Origin of the sequence: Bradyrhizobium sp. (assembly GCF_035652035.1) — a bacterium.
In the GTDB taxonomy this organism is placed as follows: domain Bacteria; phylum Pseudomonadota; class Alphaproteobacteria; order Rhizobiales; family Xanthobacteraceae; genus Bradyrhizobium.
This window is the reverse complement of record NZ_DASREO010000100.1, coordinates 1-19,204: the sequence shown is the minus strand read 5'-3', so window position 1 is coordinate 19,204 and position 19,204 is coordinate 1. Positions and strand designations below refer to the sequence as shown.

General features: G+C 62.6%; 17 protein-coding genes, 1 rRNA gene and 1 riboswitch. Of the genes, 10 read left to right on the top strand and 8 right to left on the bottom strand.

Translation table 11 applies throughout. The annotated features are described in order from the left end of the window. Positions 1–6 precede the first annotated feature (6 nt). Positions 7–1,206 carry a DUF2125 domain-containing protein gene (locus VFB05_RS28415; RefSeq protein WP_325018750.1) on the top strand — a complete coding sequence of 400 codons (1,200 nt, stop codon included), beginning with the start codon at positions 7–9 and terminating at the stop codon, positions 1,204–1,206. 95 nt (positions 1,207–1,301) lie between these two features. On the opposite strand, the gene VFB05_RS28410 is transcribed toward VFB05_RS28415, so the two are convergent. Genes VFB05_RS28410 through VFB05_RS28400 form a run of 3 tightly spaced genes read right to left on the bottom strand, consistent with a single transcriptional unit; the run spans position 1,302 to position 4,215 of the window. Further along, positions 1,302–2,240 (bottom strand): prephenate/arogenate dehydrogenase family protein, encoded by a 939-nt coding sequence (locus VFB05_RS28410; protein WP_325018747.1) that lies wholly within the window; start codon positions 2,238–2,240, stop codon positions 1,302–1,304. Beyond that, positions 2,237–3,349, bottom strand: a complete 1,113-nt coding sequence (gene hisC, locus VFB05_RS28405; RefSeq protein ID WP_325018745.1) for a histidinol-phosphate transaminase — start codon at positions 3,347–3,349, stop codon at positions 2,237–2,239. The genes VFB05_RS28410 and hisC overlap by 4 nt, the downstream gene beginning before the upstream one ends. Positions 3,350–3,372: 23 nt before the next feature. Then, positions 3,373–4,215: a chorismate mutase gene (locus VFB05_RS28400; RefSeq protein ID WP_325018743.1), complete on the bottom strand. Its 843-nt coding sequence runs from the start codon at positions 4,213–4,215 to the stop codon at positions 3,373–3,375. A 137-nt stretch (positions 4,216–4,352) separates the two neighbouring features. Further along, a riboswitch (SAM riboswitch) is annotated at positions 4,353–4,432 on the top strand. 86 nt (positions 4,433–4,518) lie between these two features. Between VFB05_RS28400 and metX the strand changes: the two genes are divergently transcribed. Together metX and metW are read left to right on the top strand one after the other, a co-directional pair. Next, positions 4,519–5,721: a homoserine O-acetyltransferase MetX gene (metX, locus tag VFB05_RS28395; protein ID WP_325018740.1), complete on the top strand. Its 1,203-nt coding sequence runs from the start codon at positions 4,519–4,521 to the stop codon at positions 5,719–5,721. Next, on the top strand, positions 5,718–6,386 hold the full coding sequence (gene metW / locus VFB05_RS28390; RefSeq protein ID WP_325018738.1) for a methionine biosynthesis protein MetW: 669 nt from the start codon (positions 5,718–5,720) through the stop codon (positions 6,384–6,386). The genes metX and metW overlap by 4 nt, the downstream gene beginning before the upstream one ends. A 326-nt stretch (positions 6,387–6,712) precedes the next feature. On the opposite strand, the gene VFB05_RS28385 is transcribed toward metW, so the two are convergent. Next, complete coding sequence (locus VFB05_RS28385) at positions 6,713–7,000, bottom strand: hypothetical protein (RefSeq protein ID WP_325018737.1); 288 nt, start codon at positions 6,998–7,000, stop codon at positions 6,713–6,715. A gap of 446 nt (positions 7,001–7,446) precedes the next feature. On the opposite strand from VFB05_RS28385, the gene VFB05_RS28380 reads away from it, so the two are divergent. The 3 genes from VFB05_RS28380 (at position 7,447) to VFB05_RS28370 (ending at position 8,904) form a co-directional block, all read left to right on the top strand. Then, a complete protein-coding gene (locus VFB05_RS28380) occupies positions 7,447–7,890 on the top strand; it encodes a CBS domain-containing protein (RefSeq protein ID WP_325018734.1) in 444 nt (147 codons plus the stop codon). 533 nt (positions 7,891–8,423) lie between these two features. Then, positions 8,424–8,606: a hypothetical protein gene (locus VFB05_RS28375; protein ID WP_325018732.1), complete on the top strand. Its 183-nt coding sequence runs from the start codon at positions 8,424–8,426 to the stop codon at positions 8,604–8,606. Positions 8,607–8,685: 79 nt separating this feature from the next. Then, on the top strand, positions 8,686–8,904 hold the full coding sequence (locus VFB05_RS28370; RefSeq protein WP_325018730.1) for a hypothetical protein: 219 nt from the start codon (positions 8,686–8,688) through the stop codon (positions 8,902–8,904). A gap of 130 nt (positions 8,905–9,034) precedes the next feature. On the opposite strand, the gene VFB05_RS28365 is transcribed toward VFB05_RS28370, so the two are convergent. Together VFB05_RS28365 and VFB05_RS28360 are read right to left on the bottom strand one after the other, a co-directional pair. Then, positions 9,035–9,787, bottom strand: coding sequence for an SDR family oxidoreductase (locus VFB05_RS28365; RefSeq protein WP_325018728.1), 753 nt, complete (start codon positions 9,785–9,787; stop codon positions 9,035–9,037). Between the two features lie 17 nt (positions 9,788–9,804). Beyond that, positions 9,805–10,671 (bottom strand): alpha/beta hydrolase, encoded by an 867-nt coding sequence (locus VFB05_RS28360; protein WP_325018725.1) that lies wholly within the window; start codon positions 10,669–10,671, stop codon positions 9,805–9,807. Between the two features lie 255 nt (positions 10,672–10,926). On the opposite strand from VFB05_RS28360, the gene VFB05_RS28355 reads away from it, so the two are divergent. Further along, complete coding sequence (locus tag VFB05_RS28355; protein ID WP_325018723.1) at positions 10,927–11,571, top strand: TIGR02594 family protein; 645 nt, start codon at positions 10,927–10,929, stop codon at positions 11,569–11,571. A gap of 176 nt (positions 11,572–11,747) precedes the next feature. Here the strand turns inward: VFB05_RS28355 and VFB05_RS28350 are convergent, their stop codons facing one another. Beyond that, entirely contained in the window at positions 11,748–12,521 is a 774-nt protein-coding gene (locus VFB05_RS28350; protein WP_325018721.1) for an MOSC domain-containing protein, read from the bottom strand. A gap of 242 nt (positions 12,522–12,763) precedes the next feature. Here VFB05_RS28350 and clpB point away from each other — a divergent pair, with 242 nt between their 5' ends. Next, positions 12,764–15,403, top strand: a complete 2,640-nt coding sequence (clpB, locus tag VFB05_RS28345; protein WP_325018718.1) for an ATP-dependent chaperone ClpB — start codon at positions 12,764–12,766, stop codon at positions 15,401–15,403. Positions 15,404–15,589: 186 nt separating this feature from the next. Then, positions 15,590–15,997: a hypothetical protein gene (locus tag VFB05_RS28340; protein ID WP_325018716.1), complete on the top strand. Its 408-nt coding sequence runs from the start codon at positions 15,590–15,592 to the stop codon at positions 15,995–15,997. An 18-nt stretch (positions 15,998–16,015) separates the two neighbouring features. Here the strand turns inward: VFB05_RS28340 and VFB05_RS28335 are convergent, their stop codons facing one another. After that, positions 16,016–18,070: a M23 family metallopeptidase gene (locus VFB05_RS28335; RefSeq protein WP_325018714.1), complete on the bottom strand. Its 2,055-nt coding sequence runs from the start codon at positions 18,068–18,070 to the stop codon at positions 16,016–16,018. A gap of 887 nt (positions 18,071–18,957) precedes the next feature. Between VFB05_RS28335 and VFB05_RS28330 the strand changes: the two genes are divergently transcribed. Continuing rightward, a 16S ribosomal RNA gene (locus VFB05_RS28330) occupies positions 18,958–19,204 on the top strand; the annotation flags it as partial.

Here is a 19,204-nt window from a genome sequence, read left to right as displayed (position 1 = left end):
CGGTCTATGGCTGCCATGACCCTTGCTTCCGATACGCCGCGCCGCCGCTCGCGCTGGCCGCTTTTCGCAATGCCGATCCTGCTCCTGATTGCCTCCGCGGCATGGAGCGTGTTCTGGTTCTATGCCGTCTCGCAGGCCGAGGTGAAGGCCGACGCCTGGCGCGCGCAGGAGGCTAAATCCGGGCGAAGCTACGACTGCGCGAAGCAGTCGATCGGCGGTTATCCGTTCCGCCTTGAAGTGCGTTGCGACGGCGCACGCGTCACGCTGACCTCGCAAACGGCCGGTGCAGCTCAGCCCGTCACGATCGGCCTCGGCGAAATCCTTGCTGTCGCGCAGGTCTATGATCCGAAATTGCTGATCGCCGAATTCCACGCTCCCGCAACAATCTCCGAGACGCAGAACGCGCCCGCGATGCAGGTGAACTGGGCGAGCGCGCGCGCCAGCGTCGTCGGATTGCCTGCGATTCCTCAACGCGCCTCGATCGCGTTCGATGACGTCGCGATCGATCGCGTCAATGACAGTTCGGTTCAGGTGCCGGCGGCGCGCGCCAAACATGTCGAACTGCACGGCCGCCTGGCTGCAGGCTCGACGTCAAAGGATCCGGTCATCGAAAGTGTGTTGGAGGTCCAGTCCGGCAGCGTGCAGGACGTCCATCCGCTGCTGGCGCGGCCGTTCACCGCCGATATCCATGCCAAACTGAGCGGCCTCAAGGATCTCGTACCGAAGCCGTGGCCGCAGCGATTTCGCGAGCTTCAGAGCAATGGCGGGCATGTCGAGATCGTGCAGTCGCGGGTTCAGCAAGACGATCTGATCGCTGTCGCCGCCGGCACGCTCGCGCTCAACGCGCAGGGCCGTATCGACGGTGAGCTGCAGATGACGGTGACGGGACTCGATAAGATCATCCCGGCGCTCGGCATCGAAAAAATGCTGGATGAGGGTGTGCCGCAGGCGACGCTCGATCGCGTCGCGCCGGGCGTGAAATCACAGGACGTCACCAATCTGCTCGGGGCGCTCGACAGGGCCATTCCCGGACTCGGCAAGGTGGTCAGGCAGAACGCCAATGCCGGTGTCGCGGCCGGCATCAATGCCCTCGGCACGCCTGCGACGCTGGAAGGCAAGCCGGCGCGCAGCTTCCCGCTGCGCTTTGCCGATGGCGCGGTCTATCTCGGCCCGCTGAAAGTCGGCCAGGTCCCGCCGCTGTTTTGATTCCGTTTCAGGCGAAACTCGTCCATACGCGGGCTTGACCCGCGTATCCATCTTCTTTGCAAGATGGATTGCCGGATCACATCCGGCAATGACAGCTAGGACTTCTTCGTCAGCTGCTCGTGTGGACGACCGAAATCGGCCGCCGCCGAATCCTGTCCGATCTCGACGATGCCGCGGCGGATCGCGCGGGTGCGGGCGAAGTGATCGAACAGCGCTTCGCCGTCGCCGCGGCGGATCGCACGGGTGAGTTTCGAAAGATCCTCGTTGAAGGTGCCGAGCATCTCCAGCACCGCATCCTTGTTGGTCAGGAACACGTCGCGCCACATGGTCGGATCGGATGCGGCGATGCGCGTGAAGTCGCGAAAGCCGCCGGCGGAGAACTTCAGCACTTCGGATTGCGTGACGCCTTCAAGCTCATCCGCCGTGCCTACGATTGTATAAGCGATCAGATGCGGCAAATGGCTGGTGATGGCGAGCACCATGTCATGATGCTCGGGCGTCATGATCTCGACCTTGGCGCCGATCGCGGCCCAGAACGCGCGCAGCTTCTCGACCGCCTCGGGCGCCGTGCCCTCGGGCGGGGTGAGTATGCACCAGCGGTTGATGAAGAGTTCGGCAAAGCCCGAATCGGGCCCGGAATTTTCGGTGCCCGCGACGGGATGCGCCGGCACGAAATGGGCGCTCGCGGGCAAATGCGGCGCCATGTCCTTCACGATAGCCGCCTTGACCGAGCCGACGTCGGAGACGATCGCCCCTCGCTTGAGATGAGGCGCGATCTCCGCTGCGACAGGGCCGCAGGCGCCGACAGGGATGCAGAGGATGACGAGGTCGGCATCTCTGACGGCTTCGGCATTGGTCTCGACGACGCGGTCGACGATGCCGAGCTCCATGACGCGCGCGCGGGTTTTCTCCGAGCGCGCGGTGGTGACGATTTCCTTTGCGAGGCCCTGCGCACGCGCGGCGCGCGCAATTGAGCCGCCGATCAGGCCAAAACCGATCAGCGCGATGCGATCGAAGCTTGCAGCCGTGTTCACTTCGACCCCAATGAATTCGACGTCATGAAATCACGCAAGCCGTCGACCACCAGCCGATTGGCTTCCTCGGTGCCGATCGTCAGCCGCAGCGCATGTGGCAGCTTGTAATTCTTCAACGCCCGCAGCACGAGGCCGCGCTTGGTGAGGAAGGCGTCCGCGTCTTCCGCCGTCTTGCCCTTGTCCAGCGGGAAATGGATCAGCACGAAATTGGCCACGCTCGGCGTGACCTTGAGGCCAAGCTTGTTGATTTCGTCCGTCAGCCAGTTGCGCCATTTCTCGGTGTGGGTCTTCGACATCTGCTGGTGCGCAGTGTCTTCGAGCGCGGCGATTGCCGCCAGCATCGCCGGCGTCGAGACGTTGAACGGCCCGCGGATACGGTTGCAGGCATCGATGATGTGGGCGGGTCCGAACATCCATCCCACGCGAAGCGCGGCAAGGCCGTGGATTTTCGAAAACGTGTGGGTCATCACGGTGTTTTCCGTGGTCGCCACGAGTTCAATACCCATCTCGTAGTCGTTGCGCGAGACATAGTCCGCGTAGGCCGCGTCCACCACCAGCAGCACATTGTCCGGCAGTCCGGCGCGCAGCCGCTTCACCTCGTCGAACGGCAGGTAAGTGCCGGTCGGGTTGTTCGGATTGGCGAGCCAGACCAGCTTGGTCTTCGGCGTGACGAGCTTGAGGATCGCATCGACATCGGCTGTGAACTCGGCCTCGGGCGCAATCACGTTGATGGCGCCGTTCGCCTTGGTTGCGATCGGATAGACCAGAAAGCTGTGGGTGGTCGAAATCGCCTCGTCGCCCTGGCCGAGATAAGTGTGCGCCAGCAGGTTGAGGACTTCGTCGGAGCCCGCGCCGCAGATGATGCGGTCGGGATCGAGCCCGAAGGCGCGCCCGATTGCCTCGCGCAAAATGTGTGACGTGCCTTCCGGATAGTCCTCCAGATGCGCGGCGGCGTTCCTGTAGGCTTCGATCGCCTTCGGCGAGGGGCCGAACGGCGTCTCATTGGCGGACAGTTTGAACACCTTGCGGCCCGGCTCCGCCTTCGGGCTCTTGCCGGGCGTATAGGGCGCAATATCGAGAATGCCGGGATTCGGCACGGGTCGGGACATCTTGGGCTCCGGGGTAACGGGGGCTATTTAGCCTGCCCGTTGGGGACGGTATAGCGCGTTGCGTGGCTGCCGACGAGAGCCGATGAGCGCACCGAGGCGCCGGCCGCGATCAGGGCCGACTTGATCTTTTCGAGGTGGCCGGCGGCCACCGACACCAGCAGCGCCGCGCCGTCAAACGCCGTATCGGGCACGGCGACGATTTCTGCGAGCGGCGACAGCGCGCGGGCGATTTCGGCATTCCAGCCGGAGACGCGCACGCTCCATGTCTCGACCTCGGTCACCATCGCGCTGTCGGCAACGCGCGACACCACAAACACGGGCAACGCCGCGGGATGATCGGCGCGCTCGACGAACGGCAACCGCGCGATGATCTTGGGCGCATCGTGTGGTTCGAGCGCGATCCACCATGGCGAATGGCTTGATGTTGCCGACACCAGCGCCAGATCGCCCTTGGATTTGGCGACCGCCTCGACCGCGGCCGACGCGTTGAAATGCGAGACGTAGGGCACGGTGAAGCCGAAATGAAACCGCGCCGAATCCCGCATCAGGGATTCGCCGACGGAGATATCGGCGTGCACCGAGAACGGCGCTTGTACGTAAGTGAACGTCGAGATGATGACGCGCCAGATGCTCTCGACGGTGTCGAGCGGCAGGATGCCGCGATGGCGCTGCACCAGGCGACGCATCATGTCGGCTTCGCGCGCGGGCCGGAAGGCGGAGCCGACCTCCTGGGTCTGCTTCACCTGGATCAGGCGATCGATGATGTCGCCCCGCTGCATCAGCAGGCTGTGCACCTGCGCATCGATCGAATCGATCTCCTGGCGCAGTTCGGCCAATGACGGCGGTGAGGGGGGCGGCTTGGACATTTGGCAATCCGGCGAAGTCTCGTTTCCGTTCTCTCTCATGGCTTGCGGCAGCGCAAGAGCACGTCCGGGCCACGGGGCCGGGAGGGTCTATTAACCACGGCCTTGCCTTGACGGTGAGAGGCCAAGCGACTAATTTTATGACGTTCCGTGGTCATTTGAGCCGGCCGGCTTGCAGCCACGTTAAAAAACTCGCTAAACAGGCCGGGGACAGATTGATCCCGGCCGAACTTTCCGTTCAGGCCGGATTTTTTATGGCCTGATTTCCGGGTGGCCTGACAAGCCTCCCGAGGGATCGGTATCAAGATGGTCAAGGTAGTTCAGTCCGTAGCAAGTCCCGCGATCCACGCCGACGAACGGCTGCAGGAGGCGGATCATCCGAGCTCCAAGGTTGCGCAGTTCGGCGCCGACCAGCCGTTACGGCTCGATTGTGGCGTCGATCTCGCGCCGTTCCAGATCGCCTATCAGACCTATGGCGAGCTGAACGCCGCGCGCTCCAACGCCATTCTGGTCTGCCATGCGCTGACCGGCGATCAGCACGTCTTCAACACCCATCCGGTGACCGGCAAGCCCGGCTGGTGGGAGACCATGGTCGGCCCAGGCCGCCCGCTGGATACGGATCGCTATTTCATCATCTGCTCGAACGTGATCGGTGCGTGCATGGGATCGACCGGGCCGGCCTCGATCAATCCCGCGACTGGCAAGCCGTGGGGGCTCGATTTTCCCGTCGTGACCATTCCGGACATGGTGCGCGCGCAAGCGATGTTGCTGGATCGCCTCGGCATCGACACGCTGTTCTGCGTGGTCGGCGGCTCCATGGGCGGCATGCAGGCGCTGCAATGGACGGCAGCGTTTCCGAACCGCGTGTTCTCGACGCTGGCGATTGCCTGTTCGACGCGGCACTCGGCGCAGAACATCGCCTTCCACGAGCTTGGCCGTCAGGCGGTGATGGCCGATCCCGAATGGCACAACGGCCGCTACTTCGAAGAAGGCACCCAGCCGCATCGCGGCCTCGGTGTGGCCCGCATGGCCGCGCACATCACCTATCTGTCGGACGCAGCCCTTCACCGCAAATTCGGCCGCAGGATGCAGGATCGCGACCTGCCGACGTTCTCGTTCGACGCGGATTTCCAGGTTGAAAGCTATCTGCGCTACCAGGGCTCGTCGTTCGTCGAGCGCTTCGACGCCAACAGCTATCTCTATCTGACGCGGGCGATGGATTACTTCGACATCGCCGCCGATCACGATGGCGTGCTGGCGCGGGCGTTTCGCGGCATCCAGACCCGCTTCTGCGTGGTGTCGTTCACGAGCGACTGGCTGTTTCCGACCTCGGAGTCGCGCGCGCTCGTGCATGCGCTCAATGCCTCGAGCGCCCGGGTATCGTTTGCCGAAATCGAGACCGACCGCGGGCATGACGCCTTCCTGCTCGACGTGCCGGAGTTCTTCGAAATCTCGCGCGCGTTCCTGCAATCGGCAGGGAAAGCGCGTGGGCTCAAGGACGGCGCATGAGCGTGCAGCAGCAGGTTCTTCCCTTAAGCCCCGCCCTGACGCGCGACGGCGCGGGCGAGCGCGCCGACCATCTACTGGTCGCGGAAATGGTCGCGCCCGGCTCGAAGGTGCTCGACGTCGGCTGTGGCGACGGCGATCTGTTGCAGCTCCTTGAAAGCCGCGGGATCGACGGCCGCGGCATTGAGCTGTCGCGCGAGGGCGTCAATCGCTGCGTCGCCAAGGGGCTCGCGGTGGTGCAGGGCGACGCCGACACCGACCTTGTCAACTATCCCGACGACGCCTTCGACTATGTGATCCTGTCGCAGACCTTGCAGGCGACGCGGCAGCCGAAGGTGGTGCTGGAAAATCTGCTGCGGATCGGCCAGCGCGCCATCGTGTCGTTTCCGAATTTCGGCTTCTGGCGGATGCGCTTGCAGCTTCTGATCGGCGGCCACATGCCGCGCACGGAGAACCTTCCCGCCACCTGGTACGACACGCCGAACATTCATTTCTGCACCATCAAGGATTTCGTGCAGCTCTGCGACGAGATTTCGGTCAAGATGGAGCGCGCGGTCGCGCTCGATCTTTACGGCCGGCCGCTGCGGCTCAACGCGCCCTGGTGGTTCTGGAACATGTTTGGCGAGCAGGGCGTGTTTCTGCTCAGCCGCGGCGGAAAGGGGAGATAGGTTTCGCCGTCATTGCGAGCGAAGCGAAGCAATCCAGAGTGTAATTTGGAGGCTGGATTGCTTCGTCGCTGTCGCTCCTCGCAATGACGATCAAACCACGGATCACGCCCACCCAGCGGTTGAGCCTCACGACTGCGCCGGATCCGCAGTCCTCATGATGTGACGATGTTTGGCTCACTAAGTCGTCCCGGCGAACCGCGGCCGCCGCCAAGGTTGGCCCATCGCCCCATTGTTCGCCTCGCGCTTATTCTGGCCCATCGGGCCAAAGCGGAAATTGGCCACGGGGACTGTGCAACAGGATCGATCGAGAAGGTGCTCAAAGCCGACTACTTGATTTTAGCCAGGCACTCCTTCAGCTTCTCAAGCTCCGAACGAACCTGCGAATCCAGGACGCTTTGTAGTGCGGCCATGCCCCTGCTGGAAAACTCCGCAGAAGCCTTTCTGTCCAGATTTTGCTGCCAATCCCGGATTGCCACTTTCGTGGCCCTTTGGGCCGTCGACACTGCCTTGGCGTACGTCTGTATGCAGGCGTCAGCCTCGGAGCACGATTTGCATTCCTGAGCGGCGACCGGACTTGAAACAAGCAGGCCCAGCGTCGCAATGAGGATCTTCATCGATCTTCCTCCCTCCGCTTAGGTCTCAATAGCGCGCCACAATCGTGGCGCGAGTTCGGGCAACGCAAATTTCTCGATGGCTGTGGTTACAAAGTGGACAGCTATGCTGACCTATTTGCGAAGTCCCGAGAGCTGCTTGTTTCGACGGGCAATGACGCTTATGCCACCATCGACCACACGCACGTCCCAGCGATTGAGCCCCGCGACTGCGCCGGACCCGCAGTCCCTGATGTGACGACGTTTGGCTCACGAAGTCGTCCCGGCGAACCGCGGCTGCCATTCATTAGTTCTCGTGTCGAATAGCCACTCACCGTTGTCCCGGCCGAGCGAGCGTTTGCGAGCGCGAGCCGGGAGCCCGGCGCGGTGCTGACAAGGCAAGATGTTTCGACTAACCTTCAATGCGGACCATCAAGGCGAGCAGGAACAAGGCGCACGACAGGTGATCGATGAGCACAGTTAAAAGCGCGCTGGCCCACAAGTCTGGCGACCTGATCCATGTTCGTTCCGGCGACATGGTCGTCGAAGCGCTGCGCCAGATGCGCGACAACCGGGTCCGGTCGGTGCTGGTCATCGACGACGACGTGCTGGTCGGTATCGTGACCCAGGGTGACTGCGCCATCAAAGTGCTGCTGCCCGGGCTCGATGCGAAGCAGACGCCGGTCGGCCAGGTGATGACGCGCAACCCGGTGACGGTCGGACCGGACGGTCGGCTGCAAGGCTGCATGACGATGATGGCTGCGCGCGGCTTTCGCCATCTGCCGGTGCTGGACGCGGGCAAGGTCGTGGGCGTGATCTCGATCGGAGACGTCGTCAAGGACATCATCCGGGATTTGGAGCACAACGTGGACGACCTGATGGGCTACATCATGAAGGACGGCCCCGGAGGCTGACAGACGCTTGCTCTGATTCACATGTCAAACAGCCACGAAAAATCCCGGAAGCAATCCAGCGCCAGAGAGACTGAAGACTGGATTGCTTCTTCGCTTCGCTCCTCGCAATGAGGTCGGGACGCGACCCTGCACCCCCGCGACACGTTGCGCCCGAGTTGTTGATCCGTCCTTCGCCCAAAGAGGGCGTGGGGAATGCCGGATGCCCAAGCGCACCCGCAGCCTCGCGTGGGAAAGATAAAAACCACACGAGCAAGTCACCACGGTCGCGCCGGTTTCACCCGGCATTCCCGCACGCGAATGGTTTTAACGGCTTCCTTCGTGCTCTCCCCGGAGACCGGCCTTGTTGCCTCCGTCGCCTGCAAGATCGCTCTTAAGGCTTGATATCGGCATCGGGATATCGGGACCACACGACTTCGCCGTCCGCAAATGTGTCGCTCGTCGTCTCGGCACAACCGCGTCCACCGCATCCCGCGCCAACGTTTAGTGACGATCGCGAAACGCCCCTCGTTTGAGGGCGCGGGACGGCGGCGCTTATGGATTTGATTTGGGTGAAGCGTGAAGCGATTTATTTTTTCGGTGAGGACTGGACAGGTAGCATCAGTTTGATCTGGTTCCAAAAATTAGCCGATTGGCGCAAGCTTGGAAGAGCAGAAGTTCCCTCTGCCGCATTCCTGCTCTGGTGCGCAGGCGCCAGAGCAGGAATCAATTGTGACTGATGGGCAGGCTCTTTGATCTGGATCATGACTAGGGCTTTCTGGTGCCGCATAGTGGCATCAGGAAAGAGGGAGGCAGCACATGTCCTCGAGCTCAAGCCGTCACAAGAAATGCCCTCAATGCGGTTCCGAGTTGGTCGGCCTCGAATGGGATGAGCGCGTCAACTCGCGGGAAGTCCAGGACCTTTGGCATTGCTGGAACTGTCAGAAAGAATTTATCACCGTCGAACTTTCTGACGAGAAGCCGCCCGCGACCGCCGAGATCACCAAGCCATTCTTCACGAGTCTGCTCATGGAATGACCGCTTGTGGCGTGCCGAGGCGTTCTCAGTGAGGTGATCGCGGATCGCGTACGCCCCAGCGACCGCTTCCGCCAGTGAAGCGCTCGACCATTGCGTTGAACGAGCGCCTCCCTGATCGAATCTCATGTGGTCAATGAAAAATCCGCCCCGCGTCGATGACGACCGTCTGGCCGGTCATCGTCTCCGTGCGGCACATGGTGACCACCATGTCGGCGCAGTCGTCCTTGTCGGCCGGCTTCTTCAGCAGCGATGTCGCTGCGGAGCGCTCGATCTGTTCGGACTTGAGATTTGCGGTCGCGCGCGTGCCGTCGAGAAGACCCGGCGCCACGCAGTTGACCAGCGTCTCCGGCGCCAGCGCCACCGCCATGCAACGCGTCAGATGGATCAGTCCCGCTTTTGACACGGCATAGGCGATGGAAGAGCCGGTCGGGTAGAGCCCTGCCACTGACGCGATGTTGACGATGCGGCCGCGCCCCTGAGCCTTCATGACAGGAGCTGCCGCTTTGGTCAGAAGCATCGGCCCGGTCAGGTTGGTGGACATGATTTTTTCCCACACTTCCGGCGTCAGGCCGTCGAGATCCCCGAAGGGGATCGCGAAATTGTACGCGGCGTCATTGACCAGAATATCCAGCCGGCCGAAGGCCTGCCTGACCTCGCCGACAAGCCGGTTCACGGCCGCGCCGTCGGTGATGTCGCAGGCGAAGGCTTGAGCCTTGATGTGGTATTGCGACGCCAGTTCGCCGGCGACGCCTTCCGCTTGCTCGCGGCTGCGCGCGTACATGATCGCGACATGCGCGCCCTCCTGCGCGAGCGCGTGGCAAATGCGTTGTCCGAGCCCGCCGTTGCCGCCGGTCACCAGTGCGACCGCATCTTTCAGTTCCATTGCTTCTCTCCTGCAAGCTAATGCGGCAACACGGACCGCGGATCGCGTACGCCCCAGCGACCCGCTTCCACCAGCGCGATGAAGCGCTCGACCGACCCGTTGAATAGCGACGGCTCTTCCAGATTGAGCACGTGGCCCGACTTCGGAAAGAACGTCAGGCCCGATGCAGGAAGCTGTTTCTTTAAAAACAGGCTCGGCTCGACACAGGCATCGTCCTCGTCGCCGCAGATGATCAGCGCCGGCGTGGTCGCGCGGCTGATCTCCTCGGCCAATGTGTAGATCGAGGGCCGGCCGCCCTGGAAGCCGCGCATGGTATTGGCCGAGCCCCTGGAATCGTGCCGGGCAAGCGCGGCATAGAAGTCCGCGTGCCCGCGCGGGTCCTTCACCAGGAATGGAATGCGGCCCGGCGCCTCGCGCGTCACCTTGGCGACTTCAATCGAGCCGATCCTGTCGAACTGATCCGCGGTCTCGCGGCATGTCTTGCGGAAGGTGTCGAGGTTTTCGATGCTCGATCCCGAGCCGACGCCGGCGAGCGTCATCGACAGCATGCGCTCCGGCGCATTGAGCGCGACTTGCAGCGAGGAGTAGGAGCCCATCGAGAGGCCAACAAAATGCGCTTTCGCGATGTTGAGATGATCGAGCACCGCGAGCGCATCGGTATAGAAATGCCTGTAGCTGTAGTCCTCCGCTGACGCCGGCACGTCGGACGGCGTATAGCCGCGCGCCGAATAGGCGATGCAGCGGTGACCGCGCGAGAAGTAGCGCATCTGCGGCTCCCAGTTGGTGTGGTCGGCCGCAAATTCATGCAGGAAGAGAATCGGCGTGCCGCTGCCGGCTTCCTCGAAATGGAGCTTCACCTTGTCGTTGGCGACAGCGTACGGCATTCGTTCCTTCTCCCATTGTTCTTGCGTGCGCCTTGGCACGGACACATTCGAAAAATCGCAGTTAATGCTCACGGCTGCAATGAGGCAAGGGCACTTCTTTTCGTCACGGAATATGCGCGGAATGACCTTCGAATCGGACGCGGGCGGCCGCATCTCGCCTCGCTCTCGTCACACCGCGATTTTTTTAAGCGCTCGGGATGCCGGCGACCTTGGTGGCCGGTGGGGAAAGGGGGTTGCAAAAAGGATCAATCAAGAATGCTTCAATTCTCTCACGTTCGTCGGTCGCTTGTCGCGATTGCACTGTGTTCGACAGCTTTCGCTGCCTCTGTTACGCCGGCTGCGGCACGTTCACACCATGCCACACGGCGACTGGCCCACGCTTACGAGACCGGCCATCACGCGCGCCGCCACTTCGCTTATCACCGCATCCGCCACCTGGCGCGCCGGTCGCGCTGGGATCACAGCATCGCCTATCAACGATTGCACAAGGTCGCCAACAGCTATGCCAGCGTCGGGCCGGATGAGGTCTCGGGTCACGCGGCGATGTCAGGCGGCTCATCTGATCTGGTCAGCGAAGCGCGCCGCTACCTCGGCGGCAACCCGACCGGCCGCGCCAGCCTGTGGTGCGCCCGCTTCATGAATTTGGTGCTCGCGCGCACCGGCCATCGCGGCACGGGCTCGGATATGGCGGCCTCGTTCGCAAGCTATGGCCACCACGTGTCTGGACCGCAGGTCGGCGCGATTGCGGTGATGGGCCGGCGCGGCGGCGGCCATGTCGGCATCATCACGGGCATCGATGCTCACGGCAATCCGATCATGATCTCCGGCAACAACGGCAACCGGGTGAAGGAAGCGCCGATCTCGCGCGGCCGGATTTATGCGTATGTGATGCCGAATTGAGATCTTGCCCTCTCCCCTTGCGGGAGGGGGTGGTTTCGAGCGTTGGCGAGAAACCGGGTGAGGGGTCTCGTTCGGTTGATGACAACCCCTCACCCGCCTCGCTCAGGCGCGCAATTGCGCTGCCGAGCTCGGCACCCTCTCCTGCAAGGGGAGAGGGACGAGAGAGCGCGCTTGCGCTAAACGAATTGCGCCTGTTCCTCCGCCACCTCGTCGCCAACGCGGAGCGTGCCGGGCCGGATCACCTCGGCATAGATGCCGCAGTCCATGTGGCCGAGCCTGCGTTGCAGCGTGTTCGGGATTTCGAGGTCGCGCGCGGCTGTCTCGGGATCGACGTTGACGGCCGCGCAACGCTTGATCCGCTTGACGACCTTCAGACGAACATCGCCGATCGCAAGCGTCCGGTCCATCAGTTCGAACTCATGCCAGGCCGGCCATCCCGTGACGTACATGTTGGCGCGAAAGCGAAGGGGATGCACGGCCCAGTCGACCAAACTACCGACGGCAGCAACACTGGCGAGGTTGATGATCGAGACGACCTTGCGTGCGACGTCGGAAAAGCTGTGGCCCTCGCTGGAGAGGACTTTCGGTGGACCCTTGAGGTCATCGGCAAAATTCGCCGTGAAGAATTGTTCGATCGCGGCGCGGCCCTCTGCGGTTTCGAGGTCGCCGCGCGCCACCACCGCGCTGTCCCTGAGGATGGTCAACAGGTTCGTGTCATCGTCGAAGTGGGTCCGAAGTCCGGCCAGGCGCTCATTGCGCATCAGCATCAGGAAATAGGCCTTGGGCAGCCAACCGGGCGCCGCGGGATCGAATCCGGAGGGGCCATTTTCGATGGCATAGCGACGGTCGGCCGGAAGCGTCTGGCCGACATCGAGCCTGACCTCGGTTAACGGCTCTGCGGACAGGCCCTTGACGGGATAGCGGTAAAGGTTGGCGATTTGCGCGGGCATGGGCATTTTACTTAAGGGATTCCGGGTTCTCTTGCTACCGCACACGAATTTGTGAAAACGCCTCTTCCGTTTCCGGAACCCGCTTCCCACATTTGTTTCAAGCCGATGCGATCGATCTATCCTGTATCGGTGACGGCCGCGCCCCGGTTGAGGAACGTCAATGCGGCGCGCGGAAACCCCATGAAGATGCCCTTTTTTCCATGCCTTCTAGGGTGGTGCGGGCAGGCTGAGGGAAGTGACCGATGAATATCGAAAAATATACCGAGCGCGCGAGGGGTTTCGTCCAGTCCGCGCAATCACTGGCCATGCGCGAGGGGCATCAGCAGTTTTCCTCGCTGCATATGCTGAAAGTTCTGCTGGACGACAATGAGGGCCTCGCCAGCGGTCTGATCGACCGCGCCGGCGGCAATTCCCGCGCGATCCTGAAAGCGACCGAGGACGCGCTTGGCAAACTCCCGAAAGTTTCAGGCAGCGGCGCCGGACAGGTTTATCTGGCGCCCGATTTGGCGCGCGCCTTCGATGCGTCCGAGAAGGCCGCCGAGAAGGCCGGCGACAGCTTTGTCACAGTCGAGCGGCTGCTCTTAGGCCTTGCACTGACCAAGGACGGTGAGGCCGGCGCCATCCTGCGCAAGGGCAACGTGACGCCGCAAAACCTCAATGCCGCGATCGAAAGCTTGCGCAAGGGCCGCACCGCGGACAGCGCGACGGCCGAGAACGCCTATGACGCGCTGAAGAAATACGCGCGCGACCTGACGCAGGCGGCGCGAGACGGCAAGCTCGACCCCGTGATCGGGCGCGACGAGGAAATCCGCCGCACGATCCAGGTGCTTTCCCGTCGCACCAAGAATAATCCCGTCCTGATCGGTGAGCCCGGCGTCGGCAAGACCGCGATCGTCGAGGGCCTGGCGCTGCGCATTCTCAACGGCGACGTGCCGGAGAGCCTGAAGGACAAAAAGCTATTGTCGCTCGACATGGGCGCGCTGATTGCGGGCGCCAAGTATCGCGGCGAGTTCGAGGAGCGGCTGAAGGCCGTTCTGTCCGAGGTCACCTCGGCCGAAGGCTCGATCATCCTATTCATCGACGAGATGCACACCCTGATCGGCGCCGGCAAGGCCGACGGTGCGATGGATGCGTCCAATCTCCTGAAACCTGCGCTGGCGCGGGGCGAATTGCATTGCATCGGCGCGACCACGCTCGACGAGTATCAGAAGCACGTCGAGAAGGACGCAGCTTTGGCGCGGCGCTTCCAGCCGATCTTCGTTGCCGAGCCCTCGGTCGAGGACACGATCTCGATCCTGCGCGGGCTGAAGGACAAGTACGAGCAGCATCACGGCGTGCGGATCACCGATTCCGCGCTGGTTGCCGCCACCACGCTGTCGAACCGCTACATCACCGACCGCTTCCTGCCCGACAAGGCCATCGACCTGATGGACGAAGCGGCGGCGCGGCTGAAGATGCAGGTCGATTCCAAGCCGGAAGAGCTGGATTCGATGGACCGCGAAATCATCCGCCTCAAGATCGAGCAGGAGGCGCTGAAGAAGGAAAGCGATGCCGGCTCCAAGAGCCGGTTGAAGGCGCTGGAGAAGGAGCTTGCCGAGCTTGAAGAAAAATCGGCGGCGCTGACCGCGCGATGGAGCGCGGAGAAGAACAAGCTGTCGAACGCGCAGAAGCTCAAAAGCGAACTCGACGGCTTGCGGATCGAACTCGCCAACGCACAGCGGCGCGGCGAATTCCAGCGCGCGGGCGAACTGGCCTATGGCCGGATTCCCGAGCTCGAGAAGAAGCTCGACGAGATCGAGGCCAACGAGAATGCCGGCGAGATGATGGAAGAGGCGGTCACCGCCAACCACATCGCGCAGGTCGTCTCGCGCTGGACCGGCGTTCCCGTCGACAAGATGCTGGAAGGCGAAAAGGACAAGCTCCTGAAGATGGAGGCGAGCCTTGGCCAGCGCGTAGTTGGCCAGGCTGAGGCCGTGCATGCGGTCGCGACCGCTGTTCGCCGATCGCGTGCGGGCTTGCAGGATCCGAACCGTCCGATGGGTTCGTTCATGTTCTTGGGCCCGACCGGCGTCGGCAAGACGGAGCTGACCAAGGCGATCGCCGAATATCTCTTCAACGACGAGACCGCGATGGTGCGCCTCGACATGTCCGAATACATGGAGAAGCATTCGGTATCGCGGCTGATCGGCGCGCCTCCCGGCTATGTCGGTTACGACGAGGGCGGGGCGCTCACGGAAGCCGTGCGGCGGCGGCCCTATCAGGTCGTGCTGTTCGACGAGATCGAAAAGGCGCATCCGGATGTCTTCAACGTGCTGTTGCAGGTGCTCGATGACGGCCGACTCACTGATGGACAGGGCCGCACGGTCGACTTCCGCAACACGCTGATCATCATGACCTCGAATCTTGGTTCTGAATTCCTGGTCAGCCAGCCGGAAGGCGAGGATACGTCAGCCGTGCGCGAGCTCGTGATGGGCACGGTGCGTGCGCATTTCAGGCCCGAATTCCTCAACCGCGTCGACGAGATCATCCTGTTCCATCGCCTGCAGAAGAGCGAGATGGGGCGGATCGTCGAGATCCAGTTCGCGCGGCTGTCGAAGCTTCTGGAGGAGCGCAAGATCACGCTCACGCTCGATGCCAAGGCTCGGGACTGGCTCGCCGAAAAGGGATGGGATCCCGCCTACGGCGCGCGTCCTCTCAAGCGGGTGATCCAGCGCAATGTGCAGGACCCGCTCGCCGAGATGATCCTCGCCGGCGAAATTCACGACGGCGATCGCGTGATGATTTCGGCGGAAGGCAATGTGCTCACCTTCAACGGCAAGGCACGGCAAACCGCGGAGATCGCGCAGTTCGAAGTGCCGGTGTCCAAGCGCAAGCTGAACTGAAGAAGCCGAACTGAAAAACTGAACTGATGAAACCCCGGAACGCCTTGGCGTCCGGGGTTTTTCATCTGTTCCTTCCTGTCAGCATCGTAATGAAACCGCACTTGGGCGGGGCTGTTGTCGTCATGACATTCGCCCGCCAAATGCGCGGGGCTTTTGGCGGACCCCATTCAACGCAAAGGAGCCGTCATGAACAGGGAACCTGCCTCCCATAACAAACCCGTGTTCGAGGAACTGCATCCGCGCGTCTTTGGCTTCGCCGCGTGCCTCGTCGCCTGGTTCGTGGTCAGCGCCTGGGTGCTGTTCGATCGCGGCGGCTACGTTGGCCTGCCGCTCGCATTTGTCACCGTGCTGCTGTCGATCGCCGTCGCGCTGCCGTGGATATTGTCGCAGACATGGCGAAAGCACCGGACGCCTTACGAGGTGCATCCGTCAACAACGACGTTTCGCGATTGGAAAGCAGGGGAGTTCTCGGTCTGGGGCGCGAAGCTTCACGGTTCGCACGCGGCCATCGATGTTCTGCTGCCGCTGATGGCGGTCGCCTTCGGCCTGACCGCAATCGGCATCGTGTTCGCGGTGGTGAGCGCGACGACGTAAGCCGGGAGCGAAGAGAGATCAGCGATTGGTGAGCTGGACGGGCCCGCCGCTTGCGTCCGAGATGCGGGCGCCGCGCCCGCTCATCATCTGATCCAGACGGTCGCGTTCTTTCTCGAAGCTTGTGAGCATCGTGCCTTCCAGCGACCGGCCGCGCGGCAGCTTCACGCGCATCGGGTCGACGAAGCGGCCGTTGACGAGGATTTCGTAGTGGACGTGGGCGCCGGTCGATTGTCCGGTCGAACCGACGAAGCCGATGACCTGGCCCTGCCGCACCCGCTTGCCGACCTCGAGACCCTTGGCGAAGGCCGACATGTGTCCGTAGGCGGTCTCGTAGCCGTTGTTGTGCTTGAGCTTGACGTACTTGCCGTAGCCGCCTTCCCAGCCGGCGGTTTCGACCACGCCGTTGCCCGAGGCGAAGATCGGCGTGCCGTATGCGGTCGCCCAGTCGACGCCGGTGTGCATCTTCACATAACCGAGGATGGGGTGGCGGCGGCTGCCGAAGCCCGATCGCATGATGGCATTGTTGACGGGCTTGCGGACCAGGAACTTCTTCGCGCTCTTGCCGGTCTCGTCGTAGAAATCGACCACCGCATCGTCGGGCGTCTGGAAGCGGTAGTATTTCTTGGTCTCGCCGCCGACCGTCAGCGCGGCGAACAGGACTTCGGGTTTTTCGCTGTTGCTGGCGGTGCCTTCGTCCTCGCCCGCGAAGAACACGTCGAAGGAATCTCCGGGCTGCACCTTGCGCTGGAAGTCGACGTCGTAGGAGTAGATGCGGATCATGTCCTCGATGACGTTCGCGGGCACTTTGTTGCGCAGCGCAGTCTCGTAAATGCTTTGATAAAGGCGCACGCCGGTGCCGTCATCATCGTCATCGTCGTCTTTGCTGGTGTCGGCGGTCTCAGCGACGGTGTTGATGCTGGAGACGTCGACGGGAACGTATTTGCCGAGATCGGAGAGGGCTGCGACGGCTTCGACGGTGGAATCGTTGGCCACCATCACGCGGTAGGGCTGAAGCCTGAGGCCGGGGCCTGCCGGCGCCATCAGGATGCGGACTTTCTGGCCTTCCTTGAGGCCGCCGTCGCGGCCGCGCGGGCCGAGCGTCGAGGCGATCGCCTTGGCCTCTTCCGGCGTCGCGCCCTGATCGCGCAGGATCGAGGCGACGCTGTCGCCTTTCTTGACGACATGGACGCGTTCGCCGACCGGGTTGCCGCCGGTGATCTGCTCTTTGGTCTTCGGCAGCAGCGTCACATTCTCGGGCACGACGCGCGTCTCGAACCCCGCATAGGGGTCGGCCACGTTGCCTTCGGTCGCGTAGGCGAGCTTGAGGCCGCCCTGCGTGCCCGAGACGTCAGCGGTAGCGTTGGCGAGCGAGGCGTATTTCACGCCCCCGGCGCCGTTGCCACGCCAGTTCGACGCGTCGCGGACCCGCAGCATGATCTCGTCGAGCGTGATGTTCGCAGCGATCTTGGCCTTGGGCAGGATCGGCGCGAGATCCTTGGTGACAAAGGACACTTCGGCGTCGGGTTCGACGGCGTCGGGATTGTTCGGGTCTTCGGAGGCCGCCGGCGCCGACGTGCCGACATCGGCGAGCATGCGCTGGGCATTGAACGGCGGGATCTTCGCGGACAAGTCGCTCGTCGTCATCGACAGGTTGCCGGAGATGCGGATGAACGGCCGCACCCGCATCACATCGCGGTTGCCGACCCGCGTGACGGTAGAGACCCGCACCACGTTGCGCGCAGCGCTCGCTTCGCTCGGCGGCGGCAGGCGATCGCTCTTGTGCAGGGTGCCGCGGTCGTTGGCGTTGAATGCCCCGCGCAGCGCGCCCTCGACCCGTTCCGGCAGTTTGGCGAACGTCATTTCACCGTCGAGCGAGGCAAAAACGGCGCCGCCGATCAGGGCTGCGCCGCAAAGACCCGTCAGAATAGTGCCGCTAAACCACTGGACCGAGATGCGGCGGCGGTCGATTACCGCGGCCTCAGTGCCGTCAACCGAAAGCGGGGGCTCGTGACCGAGGTCGATGACCCCGGCATCACGCCCGTATCCGCCCCCGCGTGACGTCCTGTGGCTCAAACCACCATCCCCCCAACTTGCATCAGCATCGACGTGGCCTTACGCCGTTCCTCAACCCGCACCCCAAGGAACAGGGAACGGAAGCGCGGCGTGCCGCACCGATATTCGCGACCGAAGGCCGAAACGCGGCCGAAATCACGAATGTGAATAGTGTGCAAATCTCTTCGAAAGTATGCGTCCGCGTGGGAGAGGCGACAGGCTCATGGGTGATCTTCGCCTTTCCCGAGGTCTTCAGCCGCCCGCGGCCCCCACTGGCATCAGGCGATTCAGCACCTATGTATGCCAGAACGGCGCAGGATTGTGGCTCAAGTACGGCGTTTGGCCCCGAAAAATCGGGGCTTTCGGGAGCTGCAAGATTCTCGATGCGATGCGACGATTTTCTGACATCAGGCGTTGACAACGTCGATTAGGCGGGACTATAACCCGCCCCACTGAGCGCGGCGCTGCATTGGCCCTCGGCCAAGGCATGGTGTCGTGCCTGTAAGCTCCTCACTGAGATGAGTGAATCAACAGCCGGTGGAAACCGGTTGTCATTTGCCGTCGAGTGGGATGTTCGAAAGGCTTCCTTGGAAGGTTTCGGACTTGAGCGATCCTCCCTCAACAAGGGAGTGGGGTTTTCGGACCCCGGGCTGTTTGACAAGTGAAGATGAAGAAAGAGAAACGTGGACGGCGGAGTCCTTGCGGATCTCGAAGCGAATGAAGGCTTGCTTTCATTCATCGGGATCGGACGAAAGACTTCGGCGGTACACGTTTTAAAGGTTACACCATCGCTGCCCGCGATGTGAATCGCAGGCGGCTGTCGGCTTCGGCCGACTGTTGGCTTCGGCTGACAAAGAATGGTGGGACCTCGTCAAACGTTGTGATCAGCCGGTTCAAAGTTCCAAGTCCAACTTGAGAGTTTGATCCTGGCTCAGAGCGAACGCTGGCGGCAGGCTTAACACATGCAAGTCGAGCGGGCGTAGCAATACGTCAGCGGCAGACGGGTGAGTAACGCGTGGGAACGTACCTTTTGGTTCGGAACAACACAGGGAAACTTGTGCTAATACCGGATAAGCCCTTACGGGGAAAGATTTATCGCCGAAAGATCGGCCCGCGTCTGATTAGCTAGTTGGTGAGGTAATGGCTCACCAAGGC

Excerpts from the sequence above, each read along its gene's own strand:
- VFB05_RS28415 (WP_325018750.1), top strand. The coding sequence starts at position 7 with ATGGCTGCCATGACCCTTGCTTCCGATACGCCGCGCCGCCGCTCGCGC.
- hisC (WP_325018745.1), bottom strand. The coding sequence starts at position 3,349 with ATGTCCCGACCCGTGCCGAATCCCGGCATTCTCGATATTGCGCCCTAT.
- VFB05_RS28400 (WP_325018743.1), bottom strand. The coding sequence starts at position 4,215 with ATGTCCAAGCCGCCCCCCTCACCGCCGTCATTGGCCGAACTGCGCCAG.
- metX (WP_325018740.1), top strand. The coding sequence starts at position 4,519 with ATGGTCAAGGTAGTTCAGTCCGTAGCAAGTCCCGCGATCCACGCCGAC.
- metW (WP_325018738.1), top strand. The coding sequence starts at position 5,718 with ATGAGCGTGCAGCAGCAGGTTCTTCCCTTAAGCCCCGCCCTGACGCGC.
- VFB05_RS28385 (WP_325018737.1), bottom strand. The coding sequence starts at position 7,000 with ATGAAGATCCTCATTGCGACGCTGGGCCTGCTTGTTTCAAGTCCGGTC.
- VFB05_RS28380 (WP_325018734.1), top strand. The coding sequence starts at position 7,447 with ATGAGCACAGTTAAAAGCGCGCTGGCCCACAAGTCTGGCGACCTGATC.
- VFB05_RS28375 (WP_325018732.1), top strand. The coding sequence starts at position 8,424 with ATGGATTTGATTTGGGTGAAGCGTGAAGCGATTTATTTTTTCGGTGAG.
- VFB05_RS28370 (WP_325018730.1), top strand. The coding sequence starts at position 8,686 with ATGTCCTCGAGCTCAAGCCGTCACAAGAAATGCCCTCAATGCGGTTCC.
- VFB05_RS28365 (WP_325018728.1), bottom strand. The coding sequence starts at position 9,787 with ATGGAACTGAAAGATGCGGTCGCACTGGTGACCGGCGGCAACGGCGGG.
- VFB05_RS28360 (WP_325018725.1), bottom strand. The coding sequence starts at position 10,671 with ATGCCGTACGCTGTCGCCAACGACAAGGTGAAGCTCCATTTCGAGGAA.
- VFB05_RS28355 (WP_325018723.1), top strand. The coding sequence starts at position 10,927 with ATGCTTCAATTCTCTCACGTTCGTCGGTCGCTTGTCGCGATTGCACTG.
- VFB05_RS28350 (WP_325018721.1), bottom strand. The coding sequence starts at position 12,521 with ATGCCCGCGCAAATCGCCAACCTTTACCGCTATCCCGTCAAGGGCCTG.
- clpB (WP_325018718.1), top strand. The coding sequence starts at position 12,764 with ATGAATATCGAAAAATATACCGAGCGCGCGAGGGGTTTCGTCCAGTCC.
- VFB05_RS28340 (WP_325018716.1), top strand. The coding sequence starts at position 15,590 with ATGAACAGGGAACCTGCCTCCCATAACAAACCCGTGTTCGAGGAACTG.